Raw genomic sequence first — 19,676 nt, 5'->3', positions numbered from 1 at the left:
GCGGGATTGGCGACGTAGACAAGGAACCATCCGGCATAGCCGAGCAGCGAGAGCACATGCCCGAGACGGAGGACAACCGTCGAAGCGGTGATTTTCCCTAACCCATCTCCGCTGCGCCTGTCACAAGAAGCACCACGTGATGAACCGAAAGGGAACCTACGCGCCTGCGCTCGCGGCGAAGATAGCTCGGATCATGAGTGGTGCATCGAAGGGGAGAAGCATCCCCCGCGCGCAGCACTGCCGTCGAGCGCGCGGGGGCCGTCCTCGCTCATGAGCACCCGGTCGTCCCGCCACAGTTGAAGCAGCGGTAGCACGAACCATTCCGCACCATGATGGCCCCGCAGTCTGGACATACAGGAGCATCCGCTTGATTGATGTACGTGTCGCGCGCGATGGGGGCTTCGTGTCGCCCTTCGAGCGTCGCGGATCGTTCCGATTCGGCGGCGAGTCGCGCTCGCGCCTGAGGCGTCAATACGCCCAGTTGCGCTTGCGTCGCTGTATCCAGGAACTGCGAAGCCAGCCACCGGAAGATGTAGTCCACGAGCGATTTCGCCACGCGGATCTCCGGATTGGTCGTTACTCCCGAAGGCTCGAAGCGCATGTGGCTGAACTTACGCACGAGGACTTCCAAGGGAACCCCGTACTGCAGGGCGATGGAGATCGCCGTCGCGAAGGCATCCATCAGGCCGGAGATCGTGCTCCCTTCCTTGGCGACGGTGACGAAAATTTCGCCCGGACTGCCGTCCTCATACATGCCCACGGTGATGTAGCCGTCGTGAACCGATCCGTCTTGCGTCGTGATCGTGAAATGGTGTGTGATCGCTCGACGGGTATCGGGCAATCGGCGTCGGACCGGACGGTGCGACGTCTCCGATGGAAGCGCCTCGGCCGTCTTCCCCTCATTGACGTTCGGGGACGAGCGTTCCTTCTCCTCTTTGCTCGTCGAGAGCGGCTGCGTGCGCTTGGAACCGTCGCGGTAAATGGCGATGGCCTTGAGCCCCATCCTCCAAGCGTCAATGTAGAGCTGCTCGATCTCCTCGACCGTGATGTCATGCGGGAGGTTGCACGTCTTGCTGATGGCACCGCTCAAGAAGGGCTGTACAGCGGCCATCATCCGCACATGTCCCATGTAGTGAATCGAGCGCTGACCGTTGGCGGGACGAAAGGCGCAATCGAAGACCGGGAGATGGTCCTCCCTGAGATGCGGAGCGCCCTCGATCGTCCCGCGCTCTTCGAGATACGCCATGATCTCGCGGATCTGCCCTTCATCGTAGCCCAATCGGCGAAGGGCGCGCGGGACCGTTTGATTGACGATCTTGATGACGCCGCCGCCGACAAGCTTCTTGTACTTGACCAGGGCGATGTCGGGCTCGATCCCCGTCGTGTCGCAATCCATCATGAACGAGATCGTCCCCGTCGGAGCGAGCACGGTCACTTGGGCATTTCGATATCCATAGATCTCGCCCATGCGGAGTGCTTCCTCCCACACGTCCTCGGCCGCCTCCATCAGATCCGGTGGGACCAGCCGCCGATCAATTCGAGCTAAGCTGTCGCGATGTTTGCGAATGACCCGCAGCATGGGTTCGCGATTGATCGCGAAACCGGCAAAGGGTCCCATGTGTTCGGCGATCATGGCCGACGTCAGGTAAGCTTGCCCGGTCATTAAGGCCGTGATCGCCGCAGCATATGCGCGCCCCTCTTCGGAATCATAGGGGAGACCACGCGACATGAGGAGAGCACCGAGATTGGCGTATCCGAGTCCCAGTTGTCGAAAGGCGATGGCATTGTGCGCGATCTTCGGCGTCGGATAGCTCGAATTCCCCACGATGATCTCCTGCGCCAGGATCATGATCGAAACGGCGTGTCGAAACGCTTCGATGTCAAATTCGCCATCCGGACGGACGAAGCGCATCAAGTTGAGCGACGCCAGGTTGCAGGCGCTGTCGTCCAGGTGCATATACTCGGAGCACGGATTGCTGGCATTGATGCGCCCACTGTTGGGGCAAGTGTGCCAATCGTTGATCGTCGTGTCATATTGCATCCCCGGATCACCGCACTCCCATGCCGCCTGCGCGATCTGGCGCAGGATCTCTCGCGCGGGCAGCACTTCCACGACTTCTCCCGTCGTGACGGCGCGCAACGGCCATTCGCGATCTTCGAGCACCGCGCGCATGAATTCATCCGTCACGCGGACGGAATTGTTGGCGTTCTGGTATTGGATTGAGATCCAGCCTTCGGAATCGAGGGAGGACATGTCATACCCGGCCTCGGCGAGCGCATAGGCTTTCCGTTCTTCTTTCGCCTTGCACCAAATGAACTCAAGGATATCGGGATGATCCACGTTGAGGACGACCATCTTGGCCGCCCGTCGGGTCTTCCCGCCACTTTTAATCGTCCCGGCGATGGCATCCGCGCCACGCATGAAGGAGACGGGACCCGATGCCCTCCCACCTTTGGAGAGATATTCTTTCGAGGAACGCAGCTTCGAGAGATTAATCCCCGATCCCGATCCGCCTTGGAAGATCTTGCCTTCGGTCTTGTACCACTCCAGGATCGAGTCCATGTTGTCCTCGATGGAGAGGATGAAACAGGCCGAGCATTGCGGATGCGGCTCGACGCCAACATTGAACCAAACGGGGCTATTGAAGGAAGCCATTTGATGGAGCAAGAGATAGGTCAGCTCGGCGCGAAAGGTCTCGGCGACCTCCGGAGAAGCGAAATATCCGTCTTTGATCCCCCACTCAGTGAGCGTGTTGACGACGCGCCCGATCAATTGGCGCACACTGGACTCCCGTTCGGGGGAGCCGAGCCGTCCGCGAAAATATTTCTGCGCGACGATGTCCGTTGCCAATTGCGACCAAAAGGTCGGGAATTCTACGTTCGTTTGCTCGAAGACGACCGAGCCGTCGCTGCCGAGAATGCGCGCTGTTCGTCGCTCCCATGGGACTTCGTCGAAGGGGTGGACGCCCGGACGCGTGAAGAATCGCCGAATCAGCATTGGGTAACCGAAGGACACCTGGCCGATCTCCTCTCGCTTCTGCATAGGTCGCTCCTCCTGACTTTGAGACTATCTGTCACGTTGGGGCTCGCCGGCCTCCTCGCATCCCAGCGCGGGGCTCCGGAGGGAAAAACCTCTCCCTCGTGCTCCTCGCCCGTTGACGGCGGCAGCGCCGGTCGAACCACTGGCCAGCGTGACGGCCCCTAGTGTATGCACAATATGCTGGCTTGTCAAGAGAAAAGATCACAAGATATTGTGGTCTCCGCTAAGCGCCACCGCCTCAAGGAAATGCCGCCCCTGGCCGATGAAGCCCCGTCCCGCTTTGCCAAGGCCAGGGGAATCTGCCAAACTAGACGTGCGCACGTCAAGCGCAAGGAGTCGAAGAGACATCTGTGGGCACGTCGCGCGTACGAGCCATCGACGGTGGGATTTCGTCTTCGCGGGTGTGCTGAGGATGAGCGAGCGGAGGTCCTCATGAGTCGAAGGCCAGGAGGCATTTCGTCGAACGGTTCGGCGATCGCTGCCGACGAGCGGACGTCGTGTGCTCGAAAACCCGCGCCAAGACATAGGGCTTCTCCGTCTTCGCCGAAGAGGTCCGTCCTTCGGATCTTCACGGTCCGATGGCTTCCCGCGCTGCTGTGGACGGGCGTGGTCTTAGGGTTCTCGTCGGAGGCATTCGCGGCGACACAGACGTCGCGGTTGCTCCTGCCCCTGCTGCGCTGGATGTTTCCTTCGGCAGATCCCGAGACGCTCGATGCGCTTCACCTGGGGATCCGCAAGCTCGCTCACGTGATCGAGTATGCGATCCTAGCCGCGCTCTTCGTCCGCGCCTGGAGCGGACGATTGGGCGTTGAGAGCGCCGGCGATGTCGGGCACGCCCTTTTGCCGGTCGCTGTCGTGGCGGCTGTGGATGAATATCGGCAGAGCCTCTCGACGCTGCGGACCGGTTCGCTCCGCGATTGGGGGATTGATCTCGGCGGCGCGCTTTTGGCTATGGTCGTCTTGTGGATATGGGGGCGAAGGACCACGTGTGGTGGAAGGCGCGGGTGGAATTGACCTATAATGAAGCCGTCATGATCGGAAAAGGAGCCAACGCCCCGAACGGTGCCGGAGGCCTTGCAAAAGGAGCCTCGCGCGAAGCGCGCGCCGCGCTGGTATGGAGCGAGGAATCGTCGAGAGGGAGACTATGACGCTCGAGCTGCGCGAGATCAGTGAGATGCGAACGGACAAATGGGTTAAAGATTCGACGCGACGTCGAATCCTCGATCTGCTCAAGCGGCGCGGTCGCGCGACGGTCGATGAAGTGGCCGCAGCGTTGAACATTACCCCGATGGGGGTGCGGCGTCATTTGTCGGCTTTGGAGAACGCTAACTTAGTGCGGATCGAGATCGAGCGTCGCCCGATGGGGCGTCCGACTTATGTCTATAAGCTCACGGAAGAGGCGGAGGGGCTCTTTCCGAAAGGATATCATCAGCTCGTCCTGAGTCTGCTCGAGTGTCTTATGGCGGAGGGCGGGGCGGAGCGTGTGGACGAGCTGTTCGAATGCCGCAAGGAACGGTTGATCGCCGCGTATGCGCCGCGCCTTGAAGGGAAGACGCTCGAAGAGCGCGTGGCCGAGATCGCGCGCATCATGAGTGAGAACGGATACATGGCGCGCTGGCAGAAGACAGAGAAAGGGTATGTGCTCACTGAGCACAACTGCGCTCTCTATCACGTCGCGCGCGTTTATCCGCAACCGTGTCAGACGGAGTTGGCCTTCCTTCGGGAATTGCTCGGCGTCGAAGTGACGCGCGTCAATCACATCGCCAGCGGAGGGACATGTTGCTCGTACGTCATCCACGAATCGGCTCCGATCCCCCTGCGCCGGAGGACGGCGTCTTCTGAGGGCGAGCGTCACCGCCAGGCGTCCGAAGCTCGTCGGCGTCGAGTCGTCTCCTCTAAAGCGAAACGTCGTTCCCAGTAACCAACGAGACGACATGATGGCGCGCGCGTTCGGCGATGGCGTTCCAGCTGTACTCGCATCTGGCACGTTCGTATCCGTTGCGGGCCAAACGGTGACGTTCGGGGAGCTCGCGCAACAGGTGGATGACGGCCTGCGCGAACTCATTCGGAGCATCAGCGATCCATAACTCCTCGCCCGGCGTGGCGCGAATGCCCTCTGCGCCCTTGCTCGTGGAGACGACGGCGATCCCGTGAGCCCAGGCGTCGAGGATCTTCATCCGCGTCCCCCCACCATGAAGCAGGGGGACGACCATGAGCGCCCACTGTCGGAGGTACGGCGTGATGTCCGATACTTCGCCGACGGCGAGCAGATTCGCGTCAGCGTGCGCTCGTCTCAGGAGCCACTCGGTCGGTTGTCCGACGATCATCAAATGCGCTTCGGGCACGGCTTCTCGAATCGCGGGCCAAATGCGATCCAAGAAGAACCGCATCCCGCTCTCGTTCGGTGGGTATTTCAAAGAACCGAGAAAGCCGATGATCGGAGGTCCGGTTGCCTTCGCAGCGAGGGCATCTTCCGGAAGTGGAGTGGTCCCGTTCGGGAGAACTCGGATGTGAGCCGACGGTGCGAGAGCACGTGCGCGCTGGGCATCGGTCTCGGAGACGACCCAAACCAGATCCGCGCGCGCGAGATACGTCCGCTCCTGCTCGAGCGCTGATCGCCAGAAACGATAGGCCGCCGGCTTGTACCAAGATTTGGGCGGACGTTCGTAATACTGACGCCAAAGGTCGGATTCGATGTTGTGGCAATCGAGGATGATCCGAGCCTGCGGTTGCGCGTTCCGCACGATCGGGATGTAGTGCGCGATCCAAGAGTGTTCGAGAACGACGACGTCGTATGTCCCATGGCGAAGGCCGTGTTCCACGGCCTCGCGCACGGAAGCCTCGGAGAAGCGATCCATCAAGGGATGGATCCCTCGCGCGACGCGTCGGAGATTTCGAGCGAGGAACGGAAGAAATCGCCGCGGGTGCTCGGGCAAGCGAACGATGTTCAAACGTCGGCACATTGGTCGCAAGAGTTGCGACGCTTCGGCCTCGGGACGTTCGGAGAACGTGACGAGGTCCACTGTTCCGAGACGAGCGAGGGCATCGAGCAGGTGAAACGTCCGTTTCTTCCCCCCGCTCGTCGGGGGAGCGGGGAATTCCGGCGAGATCATGGCCAGGCGAAGAGCGTCGCTCCCCATCTTTCGTTCGCCGCTTCACGGGCGCGCATCCGATCACTGCGCGCGGAGCAATTCCTCGACTTCTTCCAGCGTCGGCAAGCCGCCGCGAGCGCCCACGCCTCGGCAGTTCAATCCCGCGACGGCGTTGGCGAAGCGCAACGTCTCGGTCACGCTCATGCCCTTCAGGAGTCCGTAGATGAAGCCGCCGCGAAAGGCATCGCCCGCGCCCGTCGTGTCGCGGCAAGGGATGCGAAAGGCCGGCGAGTGGATGAAGACACCGTGATAATAGGCGATCGCCCCCTGATCGCCGAGCGTGATCGCGACGAAATGATTTCTGTATCGTTGCTTGAGCGTGCGCAGGGCGTCTTCCGGTTCGGCGATCCCGAGGAATCGCTTCGGGAATTCGGCGGACGTGATGAGGTAGTCCACAAGCGGCAGCAATTCCTCGATGCCCGGATAGAAGGTGTCCAGATCAATGACGACGGGGATGCCGTCCTCGCGGGCCCATCGGGCGGCTTGAACGGCGGCGGCGACATCGTGACCGTCCAGGTGAAGGACGCGCCCTGAGGTGATCGCTTCGCGACTCAATTCCTCCGGACGCATGACCAAGCGAGGATCACGTCCCCAGATGATCGTCCGCTCGCCGCTCTGTTCATCAATGAGGATGAAAGCCAACTGGCTCGTAGCGCCCGGGACGACCTTCACGTGGGAATGTTCTACGCCGGCTTCGGCGAGCGAACGCAGTTGCAGCCGTCCGAACTCATCATCGCCAACCTTCCCGATGTATCGCGTGCGGCAGCCCAACCGTGCCAAGGCGACCATCGCCGTCGCCACTTGCCCGCCTGGGCGCACGACGTGTTCGCGCAGTTGCACCTTCGTATTGAAGGCCGGATACTGCGGGACGGTGATCAGATAATCCACCGCATTCAGACCGAAGCCGACGGCATCGAAAGGTTTGCCCTCGGGGAGTCGATGTTCGAAATCATCACGCATAGTGCGCGCGTCACTCCAACGTGGGAATGTGGAAAGGCCCGATGTGCGGCCCGGGATTGTGCAGCGTCACGCGCAAAGCCAAGGCGAGAGCGCGGCGCGTCTCTTCCGGCGCGAGGATGGCGTCCACGAAACCGCGCGCGGCGGCGAAGCGCGCATCGAGCGTGTGCTCGTACTCGGCGTGCATGCGCTCGATGGCCGCGCGCAGCTCGTCGCTCATCTGTCCGGTCTCCTTCGCCTTCTCCAACTGTGGGCCGAGCACGGCATAGATGGCCGTGTCACCCTCCATCACGCCCATGCGTCCCGTGGGCCAGGTGAAGATGAAGTTGGGATCGAATCCTTGACCAGCCATGGCGTAATATCCCGCTCCACTAGCGTGGTTGATGGTGAGGACCAAGCGAGGGACGGTCGCCGTCGCCATGGCTTCGACCATGCGCGCTCCAGCGCGAATGATCCCGCTTTGCTCGGCCTCAGGTCCGACCATGAATCCGGAAACGTCTTGGATGAAGAGGATGGGCAGACCCTCGCGGTTGCACGTCTCGATGAAGTAGGCCGACTTCTCCGCACTCTCCGTGTAGATGATGCCGCCCAGGCGCGGCGCTCCTCCCTTCGGATTCTTGATGAGTCCGCGCTGATTGGCCAGAAAGCCCACGGGGATGCCCTCGATGCGCGCGTACCCGCAGATCATCTCGCGGGCGTAATCGGCTTGGAATTCCGTGATCTCGCCATCATCGAAGAGGCGCACGAGGATTTGATACATGTCGTAGGCTTGGCGATGATCCGCCGGCAAGATGTCGTAGATCTGTTCCGGAGGATGGAGCGGCGGTCGTGGTTCTCTGATCGGCAATCGGGGCGGTGGGGGAGAGGGAAGTAACGCGATGAGATCGCGGATCTTCGCCAAGCAGGCTTCGTCATTTGGAGTGCGATAGTGCGCGACGCCACTCAGGGCATTGTGCGTCCACGCGCCGCCGAGGGTCTCGCTATCCACAGTCTGACCGGTCGCGCCCTTGACCAAATTGGGGCCACCGAGTCCCATGAACGAGGTCTTCTCAACCATGAGGATCACATCGCTCAATGCGGGCAAGTACGCTCCTCCGGCGATGCAGGGCCCCATGACGGCGGCGATTTGCGGGACCTTCAGATACCGCCGCATGATCGAGTTGTAGTAGAAGATGCGCCCCGCTCCGTATTGTCCGGGGAAGACGCCGCTTTGATATGGCAGATTGACGCCGGCCGAATCCACCAGGTATACGATGGGGACGCGATTGCGCATGGCGATCTCTTGCATGCGCAGGATCTTCTTGATCGTCTCCGGCCACCATGCCCCGGCCTTGACCGTCGCATCATTGGCGACGATGACGATCGGACGTCCATGGACCAAACCGATACCGGTGACGACGCCAGCTGCAGGCGCTTCTCCCTCATATTGGTCGTAGGCGACCAGGAGCCCGATCTCCAGAAAATCGCTGCCCGGATCCAACAAGCGCTCGATCCGCTCGCGCGCGGTCAGCTTTCCTTGCTGATGTTGACGAGCGATCTTCTCCGGGCCGCCCCCCAGGCGGAGGCGGGCTTCCAGCGCCCGGAGTTCTTCCACTCGTTGGCGCAGCGTCTTGGGGGGAGCGCCTCGCTCCGATTCAGGCGAGAGCGGCGTCGGCGAGGGATCGCTCCGATGCAGACGTTCCGTCATACCTCACCTTTCTGTCCGTCGCACCTTCAAGGGAACGACCGGGGCGATCGTCTTCCCCTCGCGCACGGCGAAGAAGCGGCGCACTTCTTCCGGCGTGAGGTATCGCCACAGGCCCGGTTTCAATCCCTCATCGGTGAGAAACCCAATGGCCACGCGCCGCAGCTTGATGACGGAGTGGCCGATCAGGTCGAACATCTTGCGAATTTGACGGCTGATCCCTTGATAAAGCGTGACGGCATACCAAGCGTTCGTCTTCGTGCGCTCAATTAGGACGATCTCGCACGGCGCCGTGCGCTTGCCATCGATGACCACGCCGCGTCGCAAGCGCTCGATGGCTTTCTCGTCCGGGATGCCCTTGACCTTCACGTGGTAGACCTTAGGGATCCGAAACTTCGCCATCGTGATGAGCGCCGTGAACTCGCCATCGTTAGTGAGCAACAGCAATCCTTCCGTGTTGAAATCCAACCGTCCCACCGGATGCACGCGCGCCGGAAGCGGTGGCAGCAGTTTCGTCACCAACGGACGTCCCTGCGGATCGTAAAGGCTCGACAGATACCCCTTCGGTTTGTTGAGCAAAATGTAGACCTTCTTCCGCGAGCGGAGCAACGGATTGATCAGCTTCCCGCGAACCTTGATGTGATCGCGCTCGGGATCCGCCTTCGTCCCCAGCTTCGTGACGACCTGCCCGTTAACGGTCACCTGTCCCATGCGGATCAACTCCTCGGCCTTTCGCCGAGAGGCGATCCCCGCTTCGGCGATCAACTTCTGCAAGCGTACTTCCATGGTCGCTCATGCGCTTCCCGGTCCCAGCTCCTCAAAGTCTTCGATCGTCGGCAGCTCGCTCAGGTCATTCAGCCCGAATTGGATGAGGAACTCCCGGGAAGTCCCATAGAGGATCGGGCGACCGACGACCGGCTTTCGCCCCTTCGGTTCGATGAGTCGCTTCTCCAGCAGCGTCTTCACCGCGCGCGCGGAGTTGACGCCGCGGATCTCCTGGATCTCCGGCAGCGTGATCGGTTGCTTGTAGGCGATGACGGCCAGGGTCTCCAACGCGGCCATCGAGAGGCGAGCCGAGGGTCGCGTCTTCAAATATCGCCGAATGTAGTCGTGATATTCCGGACGCGTGCTGATCCGATACCCTCCGGCGACGCGCCGCAACTCCAGGCCGCGTGCGGGAGCCGCGTACTCCTGCCGAAGCGCATCTATAGCCGCATTGAGACTGGCCCGATCGACTTCCGGCAGAAGTCGCGCCAACTCCTCCTCAGTGATCGGTTCCGCAGCGACGAAGATCAAGGCTTCCAAGATCGGCTTGAGTTCCTCCACCCTCATGACGGCCATCCCCTGCGCGCCATTGCTCCCGCTCACGTCGCGATCTCGGCCGAAGCATGAGCACGGAGAGCCAGGATGCGACCGAATCGTTCCGTCTGCACCAGCCGGATGACGGCAGCCCGAACTAATTCTAGCACGGCGAGGAAGAGGATCAGCAACTCGCGCCGCGAACGCGCCGCTTCAAAGAGCGCCGTGATGTCCAAACGTTCCTCTCGCTCAAGGAGAACTCGCAGCTCAGCGATCTTCTCGGCCATCGTGATCTCCTCGCGAGCGATGATCAGTTCCTGCCGTTCCTTGAGCCGTTCCATCGCGCGCTGAAAAGCGCGAAAGAGGTCGAACAGCGTGACGTTCACCTCTGGATTCGCGTCGTCGGTCTCCAGAGGCCCGCGCGTGAAGACCGCCTGCTCGCGCTCCGCCCTCGACCAGAGGAGTTCGGCGGCCGCCTTGTACTTCTGGTATTCGAGCAAGCGTTGGACCAACTCCCGGCGCGGATCCTCCTCGTCCTCCGCGTCGGTCATCTGCGCCGGATCTCGCGGCAACAGCATCTTCGACTTGATGTAGATGAGCGTCGCCGCCATGACCAAGTATTCGCTGGCGATCGTCAGATCCAGTTCCTCCATGCGGCGCAAGTACTCAAGATATTGCTCGGTGATGCGCGCGATGGGGATATCGTAGATGCTGACCTGCTCTTTCTTGATGAGATGGAGGAGCAGATCGAGGGGACCCTCGAAGACGTCGAGCTTGACCGTATAGCGTTGGGACGGCTCTCTGTCGGGCTCCGCTTCCCAGGACGGGCTCTCTTCGGGAAGATCACACCAGTCGTCTGCGCGCACGTTCTTCCCCCATCGCCTAGATGGTCATCCGCATGGCTTCGCGAACGCGCGCCATCGTCTCGGCGGCGCGTTGACGGGCTCGGCGCGAACCTTCGACCAGGAGTTCTCGCACTTCTTCAGGACGGCTCTCGTAATAGGCACTTTTGTCAGCGATTGGAGCGAGGCGCTCCCGAAGATTCTCATAGAGGATGCGCTTGCAGTCCACGCAGCCGATGCCAGCCCGGCGGCATTCCGCGTCCACGTGCGCTTGATGGGCCGGTGGGCTGAAGACGCGATGCAGCGCGTAGACTGGACAGACGTCGGGATTCCCCGGATCGGTGCGACGCGCGCGGGCCGGATCGGTCACCATCGTCCGCAGTTTCTCCCACATCAGCTCGGGCGGATCGGTCAAGCGGATGTCGTTCCCGTAGCTTTTGCTCATCTTCCGCCCATCAGTGCCGGGCAGTCGGGGAGCCTGCGTCAGAAGCGCCTGCGGCTCGGGGAAGACCTCGCCATAGAGCTTGTTGAACCGCCGAGCGATCTCGCGCGTCAACTCGATGTGCGGCACTTGATCCTCCCCCACCGGGACGAAGTGGGCTTGATAGATCAAGATGTCCGCCGCTTGCAAGACCGGATAGCCGAGGAAGGCATAGTTCCCCAAGTCCTTATCCCGGATGTTCTCCCGCTGCTCCTTGTATGTCGGGACGCGCTCGAGCCATCCGAGTGGTGTCACGCACGAGAGCAACAGATGTAACTCCGCATGCTCGGGCACCAGCGATTGCACAAAGAGCGTCGCGCGATTGGGATCGAGCCCCGCCGCTAGCCAATCCCCGACCATAAGCAACGTGTTCGGGCGAATCTGCGATGGATCGGCATAATCGGTCGTGAGCGCATGCCAATCGGCGACGAAGAAGAGACACTCGTACTCGTGCTGAAGCTGCGTCCAATTCTTCAAGGCTCCTTCCAAGTGACCGAGGTGCAATTTTCCCGTCGGTCGCATTCCGCTCACCACGCGCGGCATATGGCCTCCTTCATCGGACGAGGAGATAGAGTTCGGTCACCGGCCGGATGTTCACGATCAGCCAGAAGACAGGGGCGAAGACCAGTCGCAAGACGCCCAGGAGCATCAAGCCGTAGAGCAGGAAGATGCCCAGCGGGCGGATCTGATCGAACACATCAGCCGCATGTTCCGGCAGCAGATGGTAGAGAACCCAGTGCCCGTCGAGCGGCGGGATCGGAATGAGGTTGAAAACGGCCAACGCGACATTCAGCATCAGGCCGATGAGGAGCATCTTCCCCAAAGGGATGAACATCCCCCCCAGGCTGCGCGCCGTCGCCTCCCAATTCAAGCTGAGCAGCAGGATGAGCCCGAGGAAGATGCCGGCCAAAAGCAGATTGCTCCCCGGACCGGCCAGCGAGACCAGGATGTGATGTTTTCGCGTCTCGCGCAGATGGAGAGGATTCACCGGGACTGGCTTCGCCCATCCGATCAAGGGCACGCCCGAGAAGAAGCTGAAGATCGGGAACAGGATCGTGCCGAAGAGATCCACGTGGGCGGCCGGATTGAGCGTCACCCGGCCAAGATAATACGCCGTGTAATCCCCGAATCGGTTCGCCGTCCACGCGTGCGCCGCTTCGTGCAACGAGAGGGAGAAGAGGAAGACGACGAACCAAAGGATGAAATCGCCGATGCTGCGTTCGATCAAGGTCGCTCGCTCCTTTCTGGGACCTGCTCACCACAACTCGAGCAGGTATCCCCGAATCCCCATGGGGAGCATGTAAATCTCCCCTTGCGTGCTCGCCAAGATCATATTGCCGGCATCGTCGAAGGCCAGACCGACGAGCGTCTTCCCCGCGACGAAAAGGTCCGCTTCGCCCCGCGGGGTGATCTTGACGATGCCGCGGCGCCCGCGCCAACTGGCGGCCACATAGAGATTCCCCTCCACGTCGAAGGCGAGCCCTTGCGGCCGCCCGAGTCCCGTGAAGAAGAAGCTCACCTCTCCGTCGGGAGAAATCCGATAAATGGACTCGTTGCTGGATGCCGTCGGTCCGGTCACGTACAGATGGCCATCGGGGCCGAAGGCCAAATGATAGGCCGAGACACTCGGCTCCAGTTCCACGAAAGGCTTCGCTTCACCGATCTCGTTCACGGCGAAGATCGTCCCGCTGCGATCGCCGACGAACATGCGCCCCTCACGATCGAACGCCAAGCCCGTCGCGATGCCCAGATCGCGAGCGAAGGGTTCCGCTTCTTTGAAGGGCGAGATTCGGTAGACCGTCCCATCGTAGCGGCTCGTCACGAACATCGTTCCCTCGCGATCGAAGGCGATCGCCGTCGCATTCATGATGTCGTGCAGGAACTCGCTCTTCTCCCCAAGGGGCGAGATGCGATAGATCGAGCACGGGACCTTCTGCCCTCGACTACCGCTGTAGGTGACGTAGATGTAGCCGCTCTCGATGTCGTAAGCGGGATTCGTCACCGGGTGCAATTCCGTGGCGATCAAGCGGCCGACCAGGAAGGGGACGCTCGAACTGCGCTCGCCATTGACCTCAATCGCGAGCGGCACTGGTTGCGGTTCTCGTCCCGCCTCGCCCGGAACAGCGACCGTCACCCGATGCGGCGAGGCGCCGACGATGCGCCCGGCCACGTCCCCGAAGAGAACGCGAAAGCGCCCGAATCGGCTCGTATCCAGATTCTGGCACGTGATGATCACTTCTCCGCCGTCAACGCCAGCCGGCGGCGAGACGCTGATGATCGCTGGCCTCATATCGGCATCATCTCATGTGGGCCTTCCGGCACGCGCGACGTATAATCATACGGCGAAGATGTCGCTCTTGTCCACCAGGGAACTTTTTGCACGAAGCCCCTGCGCGCTATAATCCCATCGCGAGGAGGGTCATGTCGGGGGTCTACGAAGATTCGGCGGTCACATTGCCGCACGCGGTCGAGACGGAGCGTTCGATCCTCGGCCTCATCCTACTCGATAATACCGCGCTGCATCACGTCCTGGCTCACCTGAATCGCGAGGACTTTTACGTGGACGCTCATCGGCGCATCTTCGAGAAGATGATCGCGCTCTACGAGAAGGGACGTCCCGTGGACCCGATCACCCTCAAGGAGGAACTGGCGGCTTCGGGCGAATTGGAGCAGGTGGGGGGAGCCGTGGCCATCGCCCGATTGATGGACGGCCTGCCGCAGCTTCAGAACATCGAGCACTACGTCCGCATTGTTCGCGAGAAATCGCTCTTGCGGAAATTGATTCGCGCCGCCCAGCAGATCATCACCGAATGTTTGGGTGCTCCTGAGGATCCTGAGGAGGTCATCGATCGCGCCCAAGCGGCGATCCTGCGCATTGCTGAAGAGCGCGCGACGCGTGGCTTTGTCGGCATCGGGGAGATCGCGCGCGCGCAGCTCCTTCACGTCGAGCAGATGGCTGGTCGGCCGCAGATGATCACGGGATTGCCGACGGGATTCACCGATTTGGATCAAATGACCTCGGGGCTTCAATCTGGCGATATGATCATCGTCGCTGGGCGGCCCTCCTCGGGGAAGACGAGCTTCGCGCTCTCGATCGCTCAAAATGTCGCCGAGAAGGGATACACGGTCGGGATCGCCAGCCTCGAGATGAGCAAGGAGCAGCTCGTGCAGCGCATGCTCTGCTCCGCCGCGCGGATCAATCTCCATCGGTTTCGTGGAGGATTCTTGAGCCGCGAGGAATGGGGGCGCTTGGCGGAAGCCTTGGGGAGGCTGGCGGCGTGCAAGATCTTCATTGACGATACGCCCGCGATGACGCCGCTGGAGTTGCGCGCCAAAGCGCGACGCCTCAAGCATGAGAAGGGATTGGATCTGCTCATCGTGGATTACCTGCAGATGATGGCCACCCGAGGACGATTCGAGAATCGGCAGCAGGAGGTCTCAGCCATCTCGCGCGAGCTGAAGCAAATCGCCAAGGATTTGAACGTGCCATTGATCGCCGTGAGTCAGCTCTCGCGCGCGCCCGAAGCGCGAACCAGTCACCGACCGCAGCTCTCGGACTTGCGCGACTCGGGATCGCTCGAACAGGATGCCGATGTGGTGCTCTTCGTCTATCGCGAGGAGATGTACAATCCGGGCGAGGAGAACGAAGGGATCGCCGAGATCATCATCGGAAAGCAACGCAACGGGCCGACGGGGAGCGTGCAGGTGGCCTTCGTGAAGGAGTTCACGCGGTTCGAGAATCTCTGGCAGGAATAGAGGCGCCAGCTCCGGGAAGCCGCCCGCGGATGGCAGCGGCAGCGAGGCGATGCTAAAATACCTTTCGGCCAATCAGGGCGCCGGTCGAACGTGGCGATGTGGATTGGCCGCTCAGAGAGCTGTGGGAGGAAAGAAAATGAAAGCCCTGAGCGCCGCTACGGTCGGATCTCTCCTCTGGCTCGTCACTCCGTTTATCCTGGCGCAGACGCCTTCCGTTCAGGGGATGCCTTCCACTGGACAACGAGCCCCTTCGGAGCAAATGCCGGCTGTCCGGCTGGGCACGAACCTCGTCATCGTCCCGGTCACGGTCATGGATCCGTATGACCGGTTCGTCACCGGTTTGCGAAAGGAACATTTCGAGATCTACGACGAGAAGATCAAGCAGGAGATCGTCTTCTTCAGCGAGGAAGACGCCCCCCTCTCCATCGGCATCATCTTCGACGTCTCCGGCAGCATGCGCGAGAAGATCACTCGCGCCCGCGCCGCCCTGCGGCGGTTTCTAGACACCAGCCATCCCGACGACGAGTTCTTCGTGATCGCCTTCAATCATCGGGTGCAGCTCGTTCAGGACTTCACCATGAGCACCGAGACGATCATGTCCAAGCTGATGCTCATCGCTCCGGAGGGACGTACGGCGCTCTATGATGCCGCGTACCTGGGGATCGAGAAGGTGCGACAGGGCAAACATGCGCGCAAGGCCCTGCTCATCATCAGCGATGGGCAGGATAACTCCTCGCGATATACCTACGGCCAGTTGCGCGACCTGGTGAAAGAGTCCGACGTGCAGATCTACGCCATCGGCATCTTCGGGTTGAACGAGCGGGCGACCTCGAACGAGGCGCTCGGTCGCTCGATTCTGGAGGAGATCACCTCGCTCACGGGCGGACGCGCCTTCTTCCCAGATACGCCCGTTGAACTCGATGACGTGCTCACTCGGATCGCTCTCGAGCTGCGCCATCAGTACAGCCTCGGGTTCTATCCAACGAACATCTCCCGCGAAGGCGAGTGGCGCCGAATTCGCGTGCGCGTCAACCCGCCGCGCGGATTGCCTCGGTTGACCGTTCGAGCCCGCGAGGGATACTATGCGACCTCTCCACAACAATGATCGGCAGATGCGCGACGAGAAGCGACATCGCGGTCTTCGCGCCTCCCACGCTCTTGTTTGGGCGCTTGCCGCATGGCTCGGGATGAGCGTCGTCGTTTGGCCGCAGCAAGCGCCATCTGCTCAAGGAGCGCAGAAGAAGGGTGAGCCTCAGTCGCGGGGGGAGGAGGTCGGAGAGGTCGTCGCGCTGACGGCTGAGCTGGTCATCCTCGATGTCACCGTCGTTGATCGGCGCAATCACGTGGTCGCCGATCTGGGGAAGGAACGCTTCGCTGTCTATGAGAACGGCGTGCGGCAAGAGATCGCGTTCTTCAGTCGGGAAGAGACGCCGGTGAGCCTCGGCTTGGTGCTCGACACCAGCGGGAGCATGCGGCGCAAGCTCAACAAGGTCGTTGCCGCCGCCAAGAGCCTCATGCGTCAGAGCCATTCCGAAGACGAGTATTTCCTAGTCGAGTTCAAAGGACAGGCGGAGCTGCTGGAAGATTTCACGCAGGATGTCTCCCTCATTCACGATGCCCTCGATAATCTCATCGCGGGTGGACAGACGGCGCTCCTGGACGCCGTCTACCTCTCGGTCGAGCACGCGCAGAAATACGGCAAACATCGGCGTAAGGCGATCCTGGTCGTCACTGATGGCGAGGATCGCAACAGTTACTACACCCGAGAGCAAGTGCTGGAGCGGCTGCGCGGGTCTGAGGTGCAGGTCTATGTCGTCGGCTTCACCGAGGGGCTCGGAGAGGCGACTATCTTCCGACAGACGGAGAGCCGCCGCTTGAGCGGCCAAGAGAAGAGAGCGCGCAAGCTTCTCGAAGAGTTGGCCCGCGAGTCCGGCGGGCGCGCCTTCTTCCCGCAGAGCCTCGATGAGCTGGACGCCATCGCCAGCGCCATCGCGCGAGAGCTGCGCACGCAATATGCCATCGGCTACTATCCGAGCAATCCCGAGCGAGATGGGAGCTGGCGCACGGTTCGCGTCGAAGTCATCTCCGACAAGGAGCGCGGCCCCCTGACAGCGCGAACGCGCGCCGGGTATTACGCCGTGAGGAAAGCCGCCGCGAAGCCACCGTCGCGGTGAAAGGTCCTCGCCCGAGAGAGACGCTCTCTCCTTGCGCAGTTCACGCAGGTGCCCGGCCGGGAGATATTGTCACGAACTTTTCGTCAGGCCCCCATGCGAACGCGGCCTCGGCATTCGCTCGAGGAGATTTCGCATCCTTTGTGCCTCTTATCCTGCCGTTTGGCGGGAGAGGGAGCGACGTCTCCTTGGCTTCGGAGCTCATGCGTTGAAGAGATCCGCCAATTCCGTGAGGACGCGAACGCAGGTGAGGACATCGTCCACGTTCACGTATTCTTCCAAGCCGTGAAGGCCGGCTCCTCCGGGTCCGAAGACCACCGTGGGAATGCCCGCGCGACCGAGGATCGCTGCATCCGTCCAAAAACTCAATCCCACATAGCTCGGTGAGCGGCCAATTCGCGTCAGCGCCGTTCCGAGCTGACGCAGCAATTCGTGATCCGGAGAGATCGCATACGGCGGTCGCTCGAAGAGCAGTCGCGCATGAGCGACGAATTCCGCATCTTCGCGTCGCGCCTCATCCAGTAGCTCCTCGACTTCGCGCAATGCGGCGCCCGGAGGCTCTCCAGCGAGCGTCCGCCGCTCCATTTGAAGGACGCATTCATCGGGATACGTGCTCAGCTCGCGTCCGCCGCGAATCAACGACGCATGAAGGGAAGCCGTTCCCAACAGCGGATGCGGCGGCTGAGCTTGCAGTCGGCGATCGAGCGATTCCAACCGCTGCAGCACGCGCCCCATTCGAAGGATGGCATCTCGACCTTCGTGCGGGCGGCTCCCATGCGCCGCGATGCCCGTAGTCACGACTTCGATCCACGCGAATCCTTTGTGGGCGATGCCAATCTGCAGATCCGTCGGCTCTAGGATCACGGCGGCATCTGCCCTCCATGCTTTCACCAGCGCTTCGGCGCCCAAGCTCGCGTACTCTTCGTCAATGACGGCGGCCAGGATCACGCGGCCCCGCAGCATCCCTCCTTTCTGCGCCAGTGCGCGCGCTGCGCCGATCATCGCGGCTAATCCGCCCTTCATGTCCAGGGCGCCACGCCCGTAGAGACGTCCTTCCTTCTCCCTCGGCTCAAATGGAGCATCCATCCCCATCACGCCGACCGTATCCAAATGTCCGCACCACATCAGGGAACGACCCGGCGCTCGCCCTTCTAAGACGGCGACGACATTCGGACGATGAGGGGCGACTGCCGCGACTTCGACATCCAGGCCGAGGCGTCGAAGCGTCATGGCCACCTGTTCGGCGATCTCCCTCTCTCCCGCTCCGTCGGAGACGAGCGATGGATTCACCGAATTGATGGCCACCAGGTCGCGCAACAACTGGATCGTCCATTCGCGCATGGCATGCACTCCCCACAAGCGGAAATCGTTCACCACAGCAAATGGCCGCGCCACATCGTGACGGCTTGTCCGCCCAAGATGACGCGATCGTTGGCCAGACGAATGCGAATCACGCCGCCACGTGCAGAGGCCTGATACGCGAGCAGCTCCGTGCGTCCGAGTCGCTGGCCCCAGAATGGCCCTAGGCAGCAGTGCGCCGATCCCGTGACCGGATCCTCGGGGACGCCGACGCGCGGCGCGAAAAAGCGCGAGACGAAATCAAAAGGTAGCGTCGTCGAACGACTCGTGACGATGACGCCGCGCGTGGGAATCGTCTCCAGCAAGGCGAAATTGGGGGCGAGCTGTCGCAAGACGTCTTCGGACTCGACTTCAACGAGATAATCGAAGCAGCTCCGACCCACAAAGCGCGGCGTCACGCCCAAGCTCTCTTGAAGTCGGGGAGGCGCCTCCGTCGGCTCGGCCGGAGTCGCTGGGAAATCTAGCTCGATCCATTCATCGCGACGCGCGGCCGTGAGCACGCCGCTTCGCGTGAAGAAACGAATCTGCTCGCGCGCAGCGACATATCCCTCCGTCCACAAGATGTGCGCGCTGGCCAGCGTCGCATGGCCGCATAATTCGACCTCGACAGTCGGCGTGAACCATCGGAGATGAAATCCGCCTTCCCCCGGCCAGAGGAAGGCCGTCTCGGAGAGGTTCATCTCCCGCGCGACCCGCTGCATCCACGGCGCATCTCTCGGTTCCGAGAGCACACACACGGCTGCCGGATTGCCTGAGAAAGGTACCTCCGTGAAGGCGTTGACCTGAAAGATCGGCGTCCCCATCGTCAGTGTAGTTCTCCCGCAAGCGATCGCTGTCGGAGAAATCGTAAGCATAGCCGAAGCCCCTCTCGACGTCGAGAGGCGTCGCCCCTTCAATGAGATGGGGCTTTCGAATCCGATGCTCGGGGAATTCTT

The 19,676-nt window shown here is 61.6% G+C and carries 17 protein-coding genes; 5 read left to right on the top strand and 12 right to left on the bottom strand.

Annotated features, from left to right (window positions below; all coding sequences use genetic code 11):
• Positions 1-268 precede the first annotated feature (268 nt).
• The gene (locus NZ746_10975; protein ID MCS6817886.1) at positions 269-3,043 is read right to left on the bottom strand and encodes a vitamin B12-dependent ribonucleotide reductase; all 2,775 of its coding nucleotides are present in this window, start codon (positions 3,041-3,043) and stop codon (positions 269-271) included.
• Positions 3,044-3,472: 429 nt separating this feature from the next.
• On the opposite strand from NZ746_10975, the gene NZ746_10970 reads away from it, so the two are divergent.
• Together NZ746_10970 and NZ746_10965 are read left to right on the top strand one after the other, a co-directional pair.
• Entirely contained in the window at positions 3,473-4,054 is a 582-nt protein-coding gene (locus NZ746_10970) for a VanZ family protein (protein MCS6817885.1), read from the top strand.
• Positions 4,055-4,184: 130 nt separating this feature from the next.
• Entirely contained in the window at positions 4,185-4,961 is a 777-nt protein-coding gene (locus NZ746_10965; GenBank protein MCS6817884.1) for a transcriptional regulator, read from the top strand.
• Here NZ746_10965 and NZ746_10960 read toward each other — a convergent pair.
• Genes NZ746_10960 through NZ746_10920 form a run of 9 tightly spaced genes read right to left on the bottom strand, consistent with a single transcriptional unit; the run spans position 4,936 to position 13,745 of the window.
• Entirely contained in the window at positions 4,936-6,180 is a 1,245-nt protein-coding gene (locus NZ746_10960) for a glycosyltransferase family 4 protein (GenBank protein ID MCS6817883.1), read from the bottom strand. The genes NZ746_10965 and NZ746_10960 overlap by 26 nt on opposite strands.
• Positions 6,181-6,213: 33 nt before the next feature.
• Positions 6,214-7,152: a PfkB family carbohydrate kinase gene (locus NZ746_10955; GenBank protein ID MCS6817882.1), complete on the bottom strand. Its 939-nt coding sequence runs from the start codon at positions 7,150-7,152 to the stop codon at positions 6,214-6,216.
• Positions 7,153-7,162: 10 nt separating this feature from the next.
• Positions 7,163-8,836: an acyl-CoA carboxylase subunit beta gene (locus NZ746_10950; protein ID MCS6817881.1), complete on the bottom strand. Its 1,674-nt coding sequence runs from the start codon at positions 8,834-8,836 to the stop codon at positions 7,163-7,165.
• 3 nt (positions 8,837-8,839) lie between these two features.
• Positions 8,840-9,619, bottom strand: a complete 780-nt coding sequence (locus NZ746_10945; protein ID MCS6817880.1) for an rRNA pseudouridine synthase — start codon at positions 9,617-9,619, stop codon at positions 8,840-8,842.
• 6 nt (positions 9,620-9,625) lie between these two features.
• On the bottom strand, positions 9,626-10,165 hold the full coding sequence (gene scpB, locus NZ746_10940; protein ID MCS6817879.1) for an SMC-Scp complex subunit ScpB: 540 nt from the start codon (positions 10,163-10,165) through the stop codon (positions 9,626-9,628).
• Positions 10,166-10,197: 32 nt separating this feature from the next.
• Complete coding sequence (locus NZ746_10935) at positions 10,198-10,998, bottom strand: segregation/condensation protein A (GenBank protein ID MCS6817878.1); 801 nt, start codon at positions 10,996-10,998, stop codon at positions 10,198-10,200.
• Between the two features lie 16 nt (positions 10,999-11,014).
• A complete protein-coding gene (trpS, locus tag NZ746_10930; protein MCS6817877.1) occupies positions 11,015-11,998 on the bottom strand; it encodes a tryptophan--tRNA ligase in 984 nt (327 codons plus the stop codon).
• Positions 11,999-12,008: 10 nt separating this feature from the next.
• The gene (locus tag NZ746_10925; protein MCS6817876.1) at positions 12,009-12,683 is read right to left on the bottom strand and encodes a site-2 protease family protein; all 675 of its coding nucleotides are present in this window, start codon (positions 12,681-12,683) and stop codon (positions 12,009-12,011) included.
• A 27-nt stretch (positions 12,684-12,710) separates the two neighbouring features.
• A complete protein-coding gene (locus tag NZ746_10920; GenBank protein ID MCS6817875.1) occupies positions 12,711-13,745 on the bottom strand; it encodes a gluconolaconase in 1,035 nt (344 codons plus the stop codon).
• A 131-nt stretch (positions 13,746-13,876) separates the two neighbouring features.
• On the opposite strand from NZ746_10920, the gene dnaB reads away from it, so the two are divergent.
• From dnaB to NZ746_10905, 3 genes are all read left to right on the top strand, one after another.
• Complete coding sequence (gene dnaB, locus NZ746_10915; GenBank protein MCS6817874.1) at positions 13,877-15,211, top strand: replicative DNA helicase; 1,335 nt, start codon at positions 13,877-13,879, stop codon at positions 15,209-15,211.
• 136 nt (positions 15,212-15,347) lie between these two features.
• Positions 15,348-16,316: a VWA domain-containing protein gene (locus NZ746_10910; protein MCS6817873.1), complete on the top strand. Its 969-nt coding sequence runs from the start codon at positions 15,348-15,350 to the stop codon at positions 16,314-16,316.
• On the top strand, positions 16,294-17,385 hold the full coding sequence (locus tag NZ746_10905; protein ID MCS6817872.1) for a VWA domain-containing protein: 1,092 nt from the start codon (positions 16,294-16,296) through the stop codon (positions 17,383-17,385). The genes NZ746_10910 and NZ746_10905 overlap by 23 nt, the downstream gene beginning before the upstream one ends.
• A 198-nt stretch (positions 17,386-17,583) precedes the next feature.
• Here the strand turns inward: NZ746_10905 and NZ746_10900 are convergent, their stop codons facing one another.
• Together NZ746_10900 and NZ746_10895 are read right to left on the bottom strand one after the other, a co-directional pair.
• Positions 17,584-18,723, bottom strand: a complete 1,140-nt coding sequence (locus NZ746_10900; GenBank protein ID MCS6817871.1) for an ArgE/DapE family deacylase — start codon at positions 18,721-18,723, stop codon at positions 17,584-17,586.
• 29 nt (positions 18,724-18,752) lie between these two features.
• Complete coding sequence (locus NZ746_10895; GenBank protein MCS6817870.1) at positions 18,753-19,544, bottom strand: PhzF family phenazine biosynthesis protein; 792 nt, start codon at positions 19,542-19,544, stop codon at positions 18,753-18,755.
• Positions 19,545-19,676 lie beyond the last annotated feature (132 nt).

The sequence above is a fragment of the Blastocatellia bacterium genome, assembly GCA_025055075.1.
Taxonomy (GTDB): domain Bacteria; phylum Acidobacteriota; class Blastocatellia; order HR10; family HR10; genus HR10.
This window is presented reverse-complemented; position numbering and strand designations above follow the sequence as displayed.